General features: G+C 51.4%; 6 protein-coding genes and 2 tRNA genes. 1 reads left to right on the top strand and 7 read right to left on the bottom strand.

Annotated elements, in window-relative coordinates; translation table 11 throughout:
- Both dnaK and ACDC99_RS12610 read right to left on the bottom strand, forming a co-directional pair.
- On the bottom strand, positions 1-1,912 hold a 1,912-nt coding region (gene dnaK / locus ACDC99_RS12615; RefSeq protein ID WP_370756883.1), incomplete at its 3' end, for a molecular chaperone DnaK.
- A gap of 482 nt (positions 1,913-2,394) precedes the next feature.
- Positions 2,395-3,480 (bottom strand): YeiH family protein, encoded by a 1,086-nt coding sequence (locus tag ACDC99_RS12610; RefSeq protein WP_370756881.1) that lies wholly within the window; start codon positions 3,478-3,480, stop codon positions 2,395-2,397.
- Positions 3,481-3,685: 205 nt separating this feature from the next.
- Between ACDC99_RS12610 and ACDC99_RS12605 the strand changes: the two genes are divergently transcribed.
- The gene (locus tag ACDC99_RS12605; protein WP_370756879.1) at positions 3,686-5,452 is read left to right on the top strand and encodes a calcineurin-like phosphoesterase C-terminal domain-containing protein; all 1,767 of its coding nucleotides are present in this window, start codon (positions 3,686-3,688) and stop codon (positions 5,450-5,452) included.
- Positions 5,453-5,600: 148 nt separating this feature from the next.
- Here the strand turns inward: ACDC99_RS12605 and ACDC99_RS12600 are convergent, their stop codons facing one another.
- From ACDC99_RS12600 to ACDC99_RS12580, 5 genes are all read right to left on the bottom strand, one after another.
- Positions 5,601-8,738 (bottom strand): chitobiase/beta-hexosaminidase C-terminal domain-containing protein, encoded by a 3,138-nt coding sequence (locus ACDC99_RS12600; RefSeq protein ID WP_370756878.1) that lies wholly within the window; start codon positions 8,736-8,738, stop codon positions 5,601-5,603.
- A gap of 970 nt (positions 8,739-9,708) precedes the next feature.
- Positions 9,709-12,429, bottom strand: coding sequence for a hybrid sensor histidine kinase/response regulator transcription factor (locus ACDC99_RS12595; protein ID WP_370756877.1), 2,721 nt, complete (start codon positions 12,427-12,429; stop codon positions 9,709-9,711).
- Positions 12,430-12,504: 75 nt separating this feature from the next.
- Entirely contained in the window at positions 12,505-13,677 is a 1,173-nt protein-coding gene (locus ACDC99_RS12590) for an MFS transporter (protein WP_044065462.1), read from the bottom strand.
- 322 nt (positions 13,678-13,999) lie between these two features.
- Positions 14,000-14,077, bottom strand: a tRNA-Val gene (locus ACDC99_RS12585).
- Positions 14,078-14,122: 45 nt separating this feature from the next.
- A tRNA-Val gene (locus ACDC99_RS12580) sits at positions 14,123-14,200 on the bottom strand.
- Between the last annotated feature and the right edge of the window lie 542 nt (positions 14,201-14,742).

Here is a 14,742-nt window from a genome sequence, read left to right as displayed (position 1 = left end):
AGTCTGCGTCCTGAACGTCGTCGGCACCGTTGCTCTGTGAGCCGGCGTTGTTCTGGGCGCCACCGGCGTTGGCTCCGTTGAAGCCGGCACCTGCGTCAGCACCTGGCTGAGCACCCTGATACATCTGCTGTGAGGCAGCCTGCATAACGGTGTTGAGGTTGTTGATGGCAGTGTCGATGGCAGCCACGTCACCACTCTTGTGAGCATCCTTGAGCTGCTGGAGAGCCTGCTCGATGCCTGGCTTCTTGTCGGCAGGAATCTTGTCGCCATTGTCCTTCAGGAAGTTCTCTGTGGTGAATATCATAGAGTCAGCCTGGTTCATCTTGTCGATCTTCTCGCGCTCAGCCTTGTCGGCAGCGGCGTTAGCCTCAGCCTCAGCCTTCATGCGGTTGATCTCATCCTCACTCAGTCCTGACGAAGCCTCGATACGTATTGCCTGCTCCTTACCGGTGGCCTTGTCCTTTGCAGAAACGTTGAGGATACCGTTGGCATCGATATCGAATGTCACCTCAATCTGTGGCACACCACGACGAGCCGGTGCGATTCCCTCGAGGTTGAACTGACCGATACTCTTGTTCTGGGCAGCCATCGGACGCTCACCCTGCAGCACGTGGATGGTCACGGCAGTCTGGTTGTCGGCAGCTGTAGAGAATGTCTCACTCTTCTTGCAAGGGATTGTGGTGTTTGCGTCGATAAGCTTTGTCATCACGCCACCCATTGTCTCGATACCGAGAGTCAGAGGAGTAACGTCGAGCAATACGATGTCGCCAACTCCCTCTTCCTTGTTGAGGATGGCACCCTGGATAGCAGCACCCACTGCAACCACCTCGTCTGGGTTAACGCCCTTTGAAGGCTCTTTGCCGAAGTAGTTCTTCACGAGAGTCTGCACTGCTGGTATACGACTTGAACCACCTACGAGGATTACCTCGTCGATATCTGAAGTCTGGAGCTTTGCGTCGCGGATAGCGTTCTGGCATGGCACGAGACAAGCCTGAATCAGGTTGTGGGCCAGCTGCTCAAACTGTGAACGTGTGAGAGTCTTTACCAAATGCTTTGGCACACCGCCTTCTGCCGTGATGTATGGCAGGTTGATTTCTGTAGACGAAGAGCTTGACAACTCGATCTTTGCCTTCTCGGCAGCCTCTTTCAGACGCTGCATAGCCATAGGATCCTTAGAGAGGTCGATGCCCTCGTCAGCCTTGAATCCGTTCACGAGCCAGTCGATGATCACCTGGTCGAAGTCATCACCACCGAGGTGTGTGTCACCATTTGTAGAGAGCACCTCGAACACTCCGCCACCAAACTCGAGGATAGAGATATCGAATGTACCGCCACCGAGGTCGAACACAGCGATCTTCATGTCCTTGTTAGCCTTGTCCACTCCGTATGCCAGAGCGGCAGCCGTTGGCTCGTTCACGATACGGCGAACGTTCAATCCTGCGATCTGTCCAGCCTCCTTGGTTGCCTGACGCTGAGAGTCAGAGAAGTATGCAGGCACAGTGATGACAGCGTCTGTCACCTCCTGTCCGAGATAGTCCTCGGCAGTCTTCTTCATCTTCTGCAGCACCATGGCTGAGATTTCCTGTGGAGTATATTTACGTCCTTCGATGTCTACACGTGGGTAACCACCCTCGTTAACAACGGTGAATGGCACACGTCCTGTTTCCTTTTCACACTGTGCGTAGGTCTCACCCATGAAACGCTTGATAGAATAAACCGTATTCTTAGGGTTTGTGATGGCCTGACGCTTTGCCGGGTCACCAACCTTACGCTCACCGTCTTTTACGAAACCTACCACTGATGGAGTGGTGCGTTTACCTTCGCTGTTAGCGATTACTACCGGTTCGTTACCTTCGAACACTGCAACACATGAGTTTGTTGTACCCAAGTCGATTCCAATAATCTTTCCCATAATTGTATCTATTTTTTATTATTTCTTTGTTAACTGATTTCTCAGACTGCTTTCGCAATCTGTCAATCATTTTGCAAAGCCTGTGCCAATGTCACATTATGCCAAAGATATGACATCTTGTCAGACAGGAAGCGGCATTTTCCACTTCTGCCGCCCTTTCTACGACATTATTTCATGCCCCATAGATACAACACTCCCCACCCTCTCATGCGCATCATCCGAAAATTTCATTATCAATCGTATTCTCCGCTCGGTTTAGATAGTTTGCCGCCCTGCAGCTGTTCCAATACTCACACATTAGCTATCAGCCAGTGAGCAGCGTTTGCGTTTTCGAGGGCAACGATGCCAGAACCGTGGTGGGAAGTCTGTAATCACAAAAAAAACAAGTAATATCGACAAGGGGGATGACCAGTCAGTGCGACCGGTCATCCCCCATTTTTTTCAGTTTCAAACGGTCATTAGGCCGTCAGTGATAACAAGCCTCATCCCACCCAGAAGATATAGGCAAGACTGACACAGCTGATGCTCACCCAAAGCAGCACGCCCTGTATGAGCGGCTTGATGCCAACGCTGCGCAGCGTCTCCCTGGTGAGCGACGCTCCGATGAAGAACAGCGAGAGAGTGATGAGATGCTTGGCGAGTTTCGCCACGGCACCGCTGAACTCACCACCCACCGACGCTGCAGCATCACCGATCAGCGAGGCATTGCTCAGGATGTAGGTGTTGAAGATTATCGCCACCACAAACCAGATGATGAAGCGAGGCACACAGCTATACCATGGTTTCGAAGCCCCATCTGTCTGAGCCAACGAACGGCGGAAGAAGAACGGAGTGACCAGAGCGAGAACCACTATCCACAGCGCCCGCGTCAGTTTGATGGTGGTAGCCACCTCCAATGCGCTCACGCCCTGGCTCGCCACCAGGTCGGGATGCATCTGGTCGTATGCCGCACCGGCTCCCACTACGGAAGAGGTGTCGTGGATGGCAATCGCCGCCCACATTCCGAACTGCTTCATCGTCATCCCCAAGGCATCGCCGATGGACGGGAAGATGAAGAGCGCTATGCCATTGAGCACGAACACCACGCCGAGCGCCACCGACATGCTCTCAGCCTTAGCCTTGATGATAGGACCGACGGCAGCTATCGCCGAACCGCCACATATCGCCGTGCCGGAACTGATCAGATAGCTCGTCTGCGAGTCCACACCGAGCAGTTTTCTGCCTAACAGCCATCCCAGGGCGAGCGTGCCGAACACGCTGGCCACTGTGAATATCATTCCCTCGCTGCCAGAGGCGAGCGCCTTGTCCACATTCATTCCGAAACCGAGTCCGATGACGGAATACTGAAGGAGCTTCTTCGACATCGTTTTGTTGAACACCGGGAACGCCTTGCCCAGCAGCAACGCGAAGGCGAAACCGATGGCAAGAGCCACCGGCGACGACACCCAATGTGCTATCCACGACAGCGAACCCATGTCGAGTCCGAACACTTCTTCGGCGAATCCCAACAACAGCGACACGCCGATAACAGCCACAACAACGATGTAGCAGATTTCATTTCTTTTCATTACGATTGATGTTTTATCGATTGTTTCAAAAAACTTGCAAATTCATGCAAAGGTAATCATAATTAGTATATTTACAATGTTGCCTGCATTTTTTGTTTCTTTTTTTATCTATAACCTTGATTCTGGAACCGATATTTTTCATAAATTTGCAGGATTGTATCGCAACGACAAGCAAAAAGAAGAACAAGGAAGGAGCATACTGTAAATGAAGAACAAATATATGATAATCGCCATACTCGCTGCCGTATGCTGCGCAGCGGCAATAGTCTATGCCCTGCGCTGGCGAATAGAAGAGGAGCTTCCACAGAAGCCCACCGCCGTGCGCCGCATAGCGACAAGGAAAAGGCAGGCACCTGAGAAGAAACCGGAAAATAAGAAACCTGAGGAGAAGAAGGAGCCCACCACCCCACCGTTCATCAACGGCACCGTGACCGACACGGAAGGCAACCCGATGGCGGGCGTAGTGGTGAGCAACGGCATCGACTGCTCCGCCACAGACTCGCTGGGACGCTACAAACTGCCCAACGACTCCACGGCACGCTTCGTATTCTTCACCGTGCCGGCAGACTGCGAGGTGCCCGTACACTCAGCAAAAGACCACACCGCACATTTCTACAAGCCCATCATCAAAGGTGTGTCGCGATACAGTTTCACACTGAAGAAGCTGGCGGGAGGAGTGGAGAAATACTACAAGATGATAGTGCTTGGCGATCCACAGGTGACCAACGACTTCAACCCATACTACAACGGCCCCGACGACAAGCCGCTGGAAATCGGCGATGTGGAGAGGTTTGCCACGGAAACGATGGCTGACATAAGGCGCACGATACGTTCGCTGCCACAAGAAACGCCGATCTACGGACTCAGTATGGGCGACGACGTGCAATACTACGGCGGTTTCAACCCTATGCTCGAAAAGCAGATAAGAGAAGTTCTCGGTTCGTCGAAGATGAGGATATTCTCTGTCATCGGCAACCACGACCAGGACAACAACCCGGAATATCTGAACAAATGGGAAGAGGCATGGGGACCGACAGACTATTCATTCGACCGCGGCAACGAACACTATGTGTGTTTCAACAACGTGAGGTTCCACGGCAAATACGCCTCATACTATTCGCCCGGCGAACTCTCCGACAGTCAGATGAAATGGCTGCGACAAGACCTGGCGCTGACGCCCAAGAGCAAGAAGGTGGTGCTCTGCTACCACATCCCCTTCACCTTCGGCACCAGTCCCTTCGGCAAAGCCCGTCCTCTCAGCGCCGCTCATGAGAAGGGCCACTACTCATCATCGCGCCTGCCGGCATTGCTCTCGCTGCTCAGCGAATTCAGCGGAGGCTACGAGTTGTTCTGCGGACACACGCATTTCGCCATCAACCACGAGACGGAGATTGACGGCCACCACGTGATAGAACACTGCCATGCCGCCGCCTGCGGAAACATTTGGCAGTCGAACATCAACATCTGCGGCACTCCGAACGGATATTACGTTTACACCTTCAGAGGCGGTCGCATGGTGAGCTGCTACTACAAAGGCACCTTCTGGGACGCCCACAAGCAAATGACACTGTTTCATGCCGACACCGACTTCAACGGCGAGTCGTATGCCGCCGACTGGGACCTTCCTCGCGACCGCAGGATAATAGTAGCCAACGTATTCAATGCCGACTCCCGCTGGCGCATCACTGCCGAAGAGAACGGAGTGGAATATCCCATGCACCGCATCAACTCAAGGGGACAGGACGCCTTCGCCACCGGCTACCACCACAAATATGCCGTGGCAACGAGTTTCCGCTTCATCAGCAAGCAGAACAGCTATCTCATCATGAACCACCTATATTATTATGAGCCGAAGAGCGCCGAATCCAAGATAAGGATAATAGCCCGCGACCCCTACGGCCACACATTCACGGAAGATGCCGAAAACATCGTCACGGAACCTTTCTTCAACTATGCACATTATTATAAGTAGACAAGTTGACAAGTTGACGAGTAGACAAGAGGCATAGAGACAAAAAGACGAGTAGACAAAGAACATTAGTATTGAAAACTTGCTATCACAAGCAATACTAATCTCCTTGTCTACTCGTCTACTTGTTTACTTGTCTACTCGCCAAGAATCACTTCCACATCACCTTGCGGCAAGTGCCATCAGAATATCTCACGATATACATTCCGCCATGACGAGGAGCGTCAGTCAGCTGTCCGCTGACAGTATATACCGATACCACCTTGGCATTCTGCTGCACATCAGAGCCGGCGGTCACTATGCCGTCCATCTTGCCCTTGTATTCCACACATGGAGCGATAGCCATCGACGTAGGGTCGTCGGTATTCTCAAACCACTTGAAGGAGCCGAGTCCGTTGCCATTTTCGTCCTGATCCTCCACGAGCTGCCATGCCGTGTTCTTGTTGCCTTCACCACGGCGCAGACAGAAGATGGAGATGTCGTCGCTGGTATACGGCGATTCTTCGAGAGAAGAGTTAGGGAATGGTCCCACCACTACAAAGAACTCCTCGCCGGCCTTCAGGTCCACCGTAGTGTCGAGATTGAACTTGGTGGCAAGATAGTCGTCGTCGCTATATTGCAAGTCTGCCGTCTTTACCGTAGATGTGGCGAGCACCTCTCCCGGTTCACCGTTGTCTGCCACGGCATTCACCGTGAGCACGATAGGACAATCGGCATCGAGAGCCGTTACCGAAGCGAAGTATACCGCAACCTCTGAGATGGTGGCATTCGCCAGAGGCGCCTTGTATTTCTCTGCAAACTTGTTGATGCCGAGCCAGTTGCTACCGGCATAGTTGCCATACCAGCCCAGGGTGATCTTCTCAAGACTCTTGTTCTCCTCGCTGCTGATATTCCACACATACTGTGCGCCACCTGCCTGCACCGCATATTGCAATACGTCGCTGCTCTGTCCGGCGGCATTCTTCGCAGTCAGGCCCACGCTGACGGTGCCCTTCTTGATGAACGTCACCGTAGGATTCTGCTCCGTGCTCGTCTCCTTGTCGGCAAACTGGAACACCCAGTTCCATTCCGTAGGATTTCCAGTTGACAGGTCGCGGAACGTCACCGGAACGTCTGTAGGCACGAACACGCCAACCCACGGACTCTCGTATCCCTCTTCCGGCAATCCGATGAGAGCCGTTGGAGCTTTCTGTGAAACCACCACCAGACCCTTGCGCTCCATCTTGTCGCTTTCGTCACCACGCTTCACGGTGAGAGTGACATCATAGGTTCCTGCCACGTTGTATCTCACCACAGGATTCTCCTCTGCAGAGGTCTCCGTGTCAGCACCAGGGAATTCCCATTGCAGCGTCTCCGGACTGCCCTTGGCAAGACTCTTGAACGTTATGCTCTCACCTTCGAAGATATGAATCTCATCTGCTGCGGCAGGGTCTGACTTGACAAGGCGGAAACCATCAAGGGCAAGATCCTCGCCTCCAAACGGATAGTCGAACACGAACTTCACTTTCTTGCCTGTGTATGCAGCAAGGTCGAACGAGAATTTATTCCAGCCAGGTCCTGTATAAGAATTATCCTGCGCCCAGTCGAAAGCATTCAGCAGAGTGGCGCTCTCATTGGTTTCTGTATCAATGATGTTGAATGTCCACTTGCCGAAAACGAGGTATGGTGCCTGGAAGTATGCGTAGAATTCAACGTTGCTCCCCTCCTCTATTGTCAGCTCCGGACTCGTGAGCTCTGCATTGCCCGTTTCCTGAGCATTATAGGATATTGCGATGGAATATGCGTCGTCTGCCTTTATAGAACTGAACTTCTTGTTTACAAGATTCCATCCGTTGTCTGCTGTCCAATCATTCATCTCCTCTGCAGAGTCAAACCCCTGGTCGTAGTATGCCGTCGCCGCCCTGTCGGTGGTGAAATCGGCCTCCAGCGGTTCGTTGATGACGAACTGTGCCGTAACGACCTCACTGTTCTGGTTGTATCCACGTGTCATGACATACAGAGTGCAGCTCTTGTCTATAGTAAACGAGGTGGTCTTGCCTTCCACTACAGTGCTCTTCGTATAGTCATCCTGGAATTCCTCGGCATCCTTTGCCTCGGTGGAATACCATATCGTCACGGCATTCTCGTCATCGGTAGTCACCGTGACCTCCTGCGGAGCGTCGAACGTGCCGCCCGGCGGAGTCACCACAGGAGTCTTCAGCGGCTGCTTGGCCTCAACGGTGACAAACATCTTTGCCGCTCCCGGCTTGAACTCGTCATTGCCGGCAAAGGTGGCAGTGATGATAACGGTCTGAGTGAACTCCACATACGAAGTGGCAAGAAATCCCTTGTCGTCAACCGAACATACGTCCCATTGCGACGAACTGTATTCTATCGGTGACAGCTTGTTCGGATTGAGCAGGTCGGCATATCCGTCATCGCCTGATGTGAGCGTGATGTTCTGCTGATAGAAGCTCAGCTGCGGATCTTTGCGTATCACATACTTTGCCTCAACCACATCACTGTAATCCTCTCCTTCCTGCACCACAGCCTTTATGGTGGTGGTCTCAGCGATATCCAGAGGAGCGGTGTAGGTCATACGGGAGCCGTCGGCCAGTTTAGGATTGCTGCCGTCGGTGGTATAATATATGATACGGTCAGCCGCCGTTGTCGCCTCTGTGGTTATCGCCACGCTCTGCGCCTCGTCGTAGGTTCCGGCGGCTGGTGTGAATACCGGCGGCATGACGGCAGACTGCTCCTTCTCGTAGTCCACTTCTATCTTGCGCAGATAGACAGGTCCCTTGTTCTCGCTCGTCTGGTTTATCGTGATTTCTATCTCTCCTTCCCGGGCATCGGCTATGGTGAATGCAAACTCCGTCTCTGCGGCAGAGAGACTTGCCGAAGCCGACTTGCCGCACTGATAACTGCTGCCGTTCACCTTCACTGAGACATCTCCGGCATATTCAGCTTTCTGCAGATAGGCTTTTACGCGCACTGCCGTCACCTTGCCGACAATGCCGCCGGTCCAGAGCCTGACGCTTGATGGCGGTTCGGAAGCAGAACCGACATACTGTCCTTTGTTTGCCGTATAAGCATAAGTTGTGGTACCCACTGCAGAGATGTTCCACTGCAGTCCGTTCAGCTCTGCGGTATAGAAATCCTTTTCCACACGGTTTGTGCCGAAGTTATAGAATCCCTGTCCGCCATTAGCTTTTGAAGTATTCCACTCAAACGACCATGTGTCGGCATTCACCACCTGGGGCAGCAATGCGAGCAGAAATGCAAATAAGAATAGATAGTTCCTCTTCATAAGCATAAATGTTGAGAGTAAGACAAAAATGTTTCTTTCTGTAAGCGAAACAACGCTACAAATATACAATAATTAATCATACAAGCAAAAATAATTACGATTAATCAGTATATTTCTTGATAAATCCATAAAACCGAAATCGGCCAAGCAAAGATTACAGCTCTTTGCTTGACCGATATTCTATTGTTCTTCCTTTAAACCCAAATCGACCATTAGGCCGTTTCAATGTGATATTTTACAACTGCTTGCAGTCTTTTGTCATTTATAAGGCGTCTTTTGCCTGTTTTTAATTCACAATAGCCCGCTATTACTCATTAAAAGCCAGACAAAATCCACTCTTTTAAAAATCAAAATCCAAGCAAGCCCTAATGACCGTTTTGGGTTTATAGTGTCGCATATGAAAACAATATGTGCTGCGAAGTGTCATAGTATCATTCTTGGCCGCCGCCAAGCCTCTAAAGCTCTATAGACTAAAGACTTAACCAGATGATACTTTTCTGGATATTTTACAGAAAAGCATCACAGATATATCATAGAAGTATCATGCCTTTCGGCATCCCATATTTTCCCCCACGCCAGGGGGAAGATATCCCCACATTAGGGGGTTCTGTTCCCCACGGCGTGGGGGAAATCCGAGGTCAATATTTTACGAATTACAAGTCTATGTTTTACGAATAGCAAGTCTATGTTTTATTCATGAAATGCCGGTTGTCCTTGTCATTGTTTATGGTTTTGTTTTGGCAAACATACCCAATAACAAAAATACAGGCAAAATACGTTCGTAAAGGAGATGCCAAAAGCGGACAAATGTAAATAAAACATTAAACTGTCCAGACAATTACCAGATGGTTTTTTCGCAATAAATAACACACAAGTATCTGATTCATAAGCACTTCCACTTACACGACCAGATGGTTGACGGTTTTCTTGAAAATTTCGTTGATATATGGAAATTCGCAATAGACTGCCATCACTCCACATCTCCCGGTCTCACTCCGTATTCCTCCTTGAATCTCTTGGCGAAATACGACGAAGTGGTAAAACCTACTTCGTAGGCTACTTCGGAGATGTTCTTGTCGGTGGTTTCGAGCAGGCGCTTTGCCTTTGCCAGACGGGCTTTGCGAAGGAGGTCTACCACAGAATAGCCGGTGAGCGCCTTCACCTTGCGATAGAGCTGCACACGGCTGAGCCCCATCTCGCTGCCAAGGTCTTCTACGGAATAGTCGGCATCGGGGATGTGGCGCTTTATGGCATCGCGCAACTGGGAGACGAAGGTCTGGTCTTTCTCGCCGAGAGCGTCCTGCTCCTGCTGTTCCTGCTGCGAACCGGAGAAGATGAGCTTCAGCTGCGAACGGCTCTTCAGCAGGTTGGCGACACGTGCCATAAGGGTGTCGACAGAGAATGGCTTGGTAATGTAGGAGTCGGCTCCCGTGTTGTAGCCCTCTATCCGCTGATCTTCCAAGGTTCTTGCCGTGAGGAGTATCACGGGGATGTGGCTCGTGGCGATGTCGGTCTTCATGCAGCGACAGAATTCCAGTCCGTCCATCACCGGCATCATGACATCGCATACCACCAGCTGCGGCACGTTCTTCTTTGCCACCGAGAGGCCCTCTTCGCCATTCTGCGCTTCCATCACATTGTATGAAGACGAGAGAACGGAACGTATATACGACCTCATGCCGGCATTGTCGTCGATGACGAGTACGAGAGGGCGGTCGCTGTCGTAGTCTTCGCTGCCTGTCACCAGCGAGAGGTTTCGTTCCGCCACGACATCCTTCACCGAATAATCGTCGATGAGCTGCGTGTCGGACTGTATCTCGGTCTGCTTGTCAAGCGTGGCGTCATATCCCGGCTGGGAGTCGGGGATGACGAAGGAGAAGGTGGATCCCCTGCCCTGCCGGCTCTCCACCTGCACCGTTCCATGGTGTAAGTCTACATAAGCCTTCACGATGGCGAGTCCGATACCCGTGCCACCCACGGAGTCGGCAGCCTGATAGAAGCGTTCGAAGATATGGCGTTGGTCTTCCTCCGACATTCCCTTTCCGGTGTCTGCAACGCTGACCGTGCATCTGCCGCCGGCATGAGCCAGCGTCACGGTGATGGTGCCCTTTGCCGGAGTGTATTTCAGGGCGTTGGTCATGAGGTTGAAGAACACATGAGCTATCTTCTCACGGTCGGCAATCACGATGCTGCAGTCCTCGCTTGTCTTCACACCTACGCTGATGCCCTTTCTCTCTGCCACGGCACAGAAATCCTCAGTCCATGCCTTCAGGTCGGCGGCGATGTCGAAGCGGTTGAGAGAGAGTTTCGCCTTCTCGTTCTGTATCTTGCGGAACTCCAGTATCTCACTCACCATCTGGGAGAGGATTCCAACGTTGCGACGTATCATCTCAACGAGTTTCCGCATTTCGCCACTGATGGTAGGACTATCCGCCAAGCGTTCGGCAGGTCCGGAGATGAGGGTGAGCGGAGTGCGCAGCTCATGGGAGATGTTGGTGAAGAAGCGCAACTGCGTCTGAGTCATCCTCTCCATGTCGTCGGTCATCTTCTTCTGCTTCTGAATGCTCTCCTGCAGCTGGGCATTGTATCGCTTCTTTGCCAGATATGCCTTCAGGGCAAGCACACAGACGATGATGAGCATCGCCACGAGGAAGAGCAGCATGAAGAGATAGCTGCGCTGGGTGTCGAAGGCATTGGTGGTGTTTTCCACCCTGCGGCTCAGCGATATCAGATTGTCGCTCTGGCGCTTTATTTCTTCGTCTTGCATGAGCAGCACGTTAGCGTTGTCGGTGGTGACGAGCGCCGAGGAGAGGAGGTTTTCTCTCTTGAACTTCCTCTTCTCTAATATGTCCAACGCCAGCTGCAACACTTTGTCGCCCCGTGTGGGATAGATATACGAAGCCAGCAGTTCGCCGTCTCTCACCATCTGCAGTCCGCCGCCTTCGAGCGCCACGGCGTCGATGCCGAGAAACTTTATCTTGCCGAGATCCAGATGATGCTTCCTGGCTGCCTCTATCGCCCCTTTTGCCATGCGGTCGTTATGGGCGAAGACGTAGTCGAACTCGGCGTGAGGACCCGACAGAAGGGAGTCCATCAGATGGTAGGCTCTCTCTTGGGTCCAGTCTGCCATCAGATGGCCCACGATATTCATGTTGGGATGAAGGGCTGCCTCATGGTCGAAACCTTTCTGGCGGGATTTTGCCGGCGACGACGACTGCAGACCGCAGATCTCGAGAATGCGTCCGCTTCCGTCGATACGAGAGGAGAGGAACTTTGCGATGTTGCGTCCCATCTCCTCGTTTTCGGCACCGATATATGCGGTGTATTTGGAGGATGACGTGCGGCGGTCGAACATTATCACCGGTATTCCCTTGTCGTAGGCTCTGTCCATTGCCTTCGCCACATCTCCCTGTATCGGCGCTACTATCAAAAGGTCTATGCCCTGTTCCACCAACTTGTCTATCTGCTTTATCTGTTTATCCACATCATCGTCGGCAGAGACAATGCGCAGTTCCACGTTGTCGTGAGGGAAAGTGGCGATGCGCAGTTCATCGTTCATCTTCTTGCGCCAAATGTCCTCGCTGCACTGCGACACGCCGATGACGTATTTGGGAGTGCGTTTTCCGCATGATATGAATGCGATGACGAGCAGTGCCGCCAGCATCCAGCGTATTGGATTCAGAGTTTTCATAAGCAGTAGTATTATACGGTTTTGCATCAGCTGATGCTTTTTTATTGGATATTATCTTATGGGTGTCTGCAACGGCTATTTCTTCCGGGTATCCGGAAGCAGTCCGGCCACGATGCCGAGCAGCGGGAGGAAGGCGCTGACACGGAAGATATAGTCAACGCTGGTCTTGTCGGCGAGCCATCCGAAGAAGGCGGCCCCCAGACCGCCAAGGCCGAACATCAGTCCGAAGAAGATACCGGCGATGAGTCCGAGCTTGTCGGGCATGAGGTCGGTGGCATACACCACGATGGAGGAGAACGCCGAAGCTATGACAAGTCCTGACATGAACGCCATGACCACCGTGAGCCACAGGCTATCTACAAACGGCAGCGCCAAGGCGAAGGGAGCTGCACCGAGGATGGAGAACCATATCACGTACTTCCTGCCGAAACGGTCGCCGAATATGCCGCCAGCCACCGTGCCGATGGCGAATGCAGCGAGGAAGGCGAAGAGGCAGAGCTGTGAGGTCTGCACACTGACATGGAATTTGTCGATGAGGAAGAATGTGAAATAGTTGGTGATGCATGCCGTATAGAAGTATTTTGAGAATACCAGCACCACGAGGATAATGAGCGCCATGTGTTTGCTACGCTCCGAGATGCTCGTGTTGGGAGCTGGGGCGGCGATGGAATGGTCCTCTCGGTAGGCTATCAACGCCTTATACCATCTGCCCACCTTCAGCATTATCAGCGAAGCGAATATTGCAGCGATGGCAAACCAGGAGATTGCCCACTGTCCGAAAGGGAGCACTATGACTGCCGCCAACAGCGGTCCGACGGCCGACCCGCCGTTGCCGCCCACCTGGAAGATAGACTGCGCAAGACTTTTCTTGCCTCCCGATGCCATCTGCGCCACTCGGGAGGCTTCGGGATGGAATACAGTGGAGCCGAAGCCGATGACGCTCACCGCGAGGATGATCATCCAGAAATTGCCGGCAAAGGCAAGCAGGAGGAGTCCGGCCAGTGTGAAGCACATGCCCAGCGAGAGGGCATAAGGCCGCGGATGGCGGTCGGCATAGAGCCCGGTGAAGGGCTGCAGGATGGATGACGCCAACTGGAACACGAAGGTGATGAGTCCGATCTGGGCGAACGAAAGCGAGAAATCTTCTTTTATCATCGGATATATCGATGGTACCACCGACTGTATCATGTCGTTGAGGAAATGGGATATGCTTATGATTATAAGTATGGCATAGGCTGTGCCCTGCATAGCCTTCGTATTGTCAGCATTACCGCCTGACGTTGATGTTGATGTAATAGTTCGTTTATCGTCCATCTTATCCTTTTCCATTTCTTTTTAATTTGATTGATATGCTGAGATGCAGCTTATCTTATGCAAAGATAATGCAAGGCGAGAGCAGAACGAAATAAATGTATTTATTTCTTATGCCTAGCCGAAGCTTATCTTATGCAAAGATACAAAATTCCGCGAATTACAAAGATAATTACACAAATGATTACAATGATAATTATGGTCCAACGGATTTGGAATAAAAAAAACTCGCTATCGGATGGATAACGAGTCTTGCTTTTGGTGGGCGTTGACGGATTCGAACCGCCGACCCTCTGCTTGTAAGGCAGATGCTCTAAACCAGCTGAGCTAAACGCCCGATTGTTATGTATCTTGGAATCGGACCAAGGCTTGATGAAGAGTTTGGTGGGCGTTGACGGATTCGAACCGCCGACCCTCTGCTTGTAAGGCAGATGCTCTAAACCAGCTGAGCTAAACGCCCTTGCTCTCATTAAGCGGTTGCAAAGGTAAGGAGTTTATTTTAAACTTCCAAACTTTTCTTGATATTTTTTTCACTTTCATTAAAAAAAGATTGTTTCCCGCTGAAAAGAGATGTCTACAAGACCGCAACACCATATTATATTTTAATCCAAACGACCGTTAGGCCATTTATCCCAAATCGGTCGTTAGGGCTTGGACTTTAGGTTTCAGAAGAGAGAACCGGCTCGGGGTTTAGCCACCAAAAGCGCTAAAGGAAAGCAATCGAGGTCAGGTAATCGACACTATTACACATATTATTAATAGGTTTGTTTGTACAACAAATTTATTTTTCATAATTTTGCAGCGGTAATTTTTCAAAAGCAAGTAAGACTCTATTCTGCCCATATCGTTTGCCGAGATGCGAATGTCGGTTACACGATAAGAGACTTGGGCAAAGACATTTTAAAAAGGTACAATAAGCAACGACATCAGACACAATAATCATTATTTAAGTAATCAAGCTTAGCACTTTCCGTTTACGTCACACTGACAGAGCGGGTAGAA

It is taken from the genome of Prevotella pectinovora (assembly GCF_041323955.1).
In the GTDB taxonomy this organism is placed as follows: domain Bacteria; phylum Bacteroidota; class Bacteroidia; order Bacteroidales; family Bacteroidaceae; genus Prevotella; species Prevotella pectinovora.
Note: the sequence above shows the minus strand (reverse complement) of the source record. Positions and strands in the feature narration are given on the sequence as shown.

What these genes read in the sequence shown, in the direction of transcription:
- ACDC99_RS12590 (WP_044065462.1), bottom strand. Translation starts at nt 13,677, where the DNA reads ATGCAGGGCACAGCCTATGCCATACTTATAATCATAAGCATATCCCAT.
- ACDC99_RS12610 (WP_370756881.1), bottom strand. Translation starts at nt 3,480, where the DNA reads ATGAAAAGAAATGAAATCTGCTACATCGTTGTTGTGGCTGTTATCGGC.
- ACDC99_RS12600 (WP_370756878.1), bottom strand. Translation starts at nt 8,738, where the DNA reads ATGAAGAGGAACTATCTATTCTTATTTGCATTTCTGCTCGCATTGCTG.
- ACDC99_RS12595 (WP_370756877.1), bottom strand. Translation starts at nt 12,429, where the DNA reads ATGAAAACTCTGAATCCAATACGCTGGATGCTGGCGGCACTGCTCGTC.
- ACDC99_RS12605 (WP_370756879.1), top strand. Translation starts at nt 3,686, where the DNA reads ATGAAGAACAAATATATGATAATCGCCATACTCGCTGCCGTATGCTGC.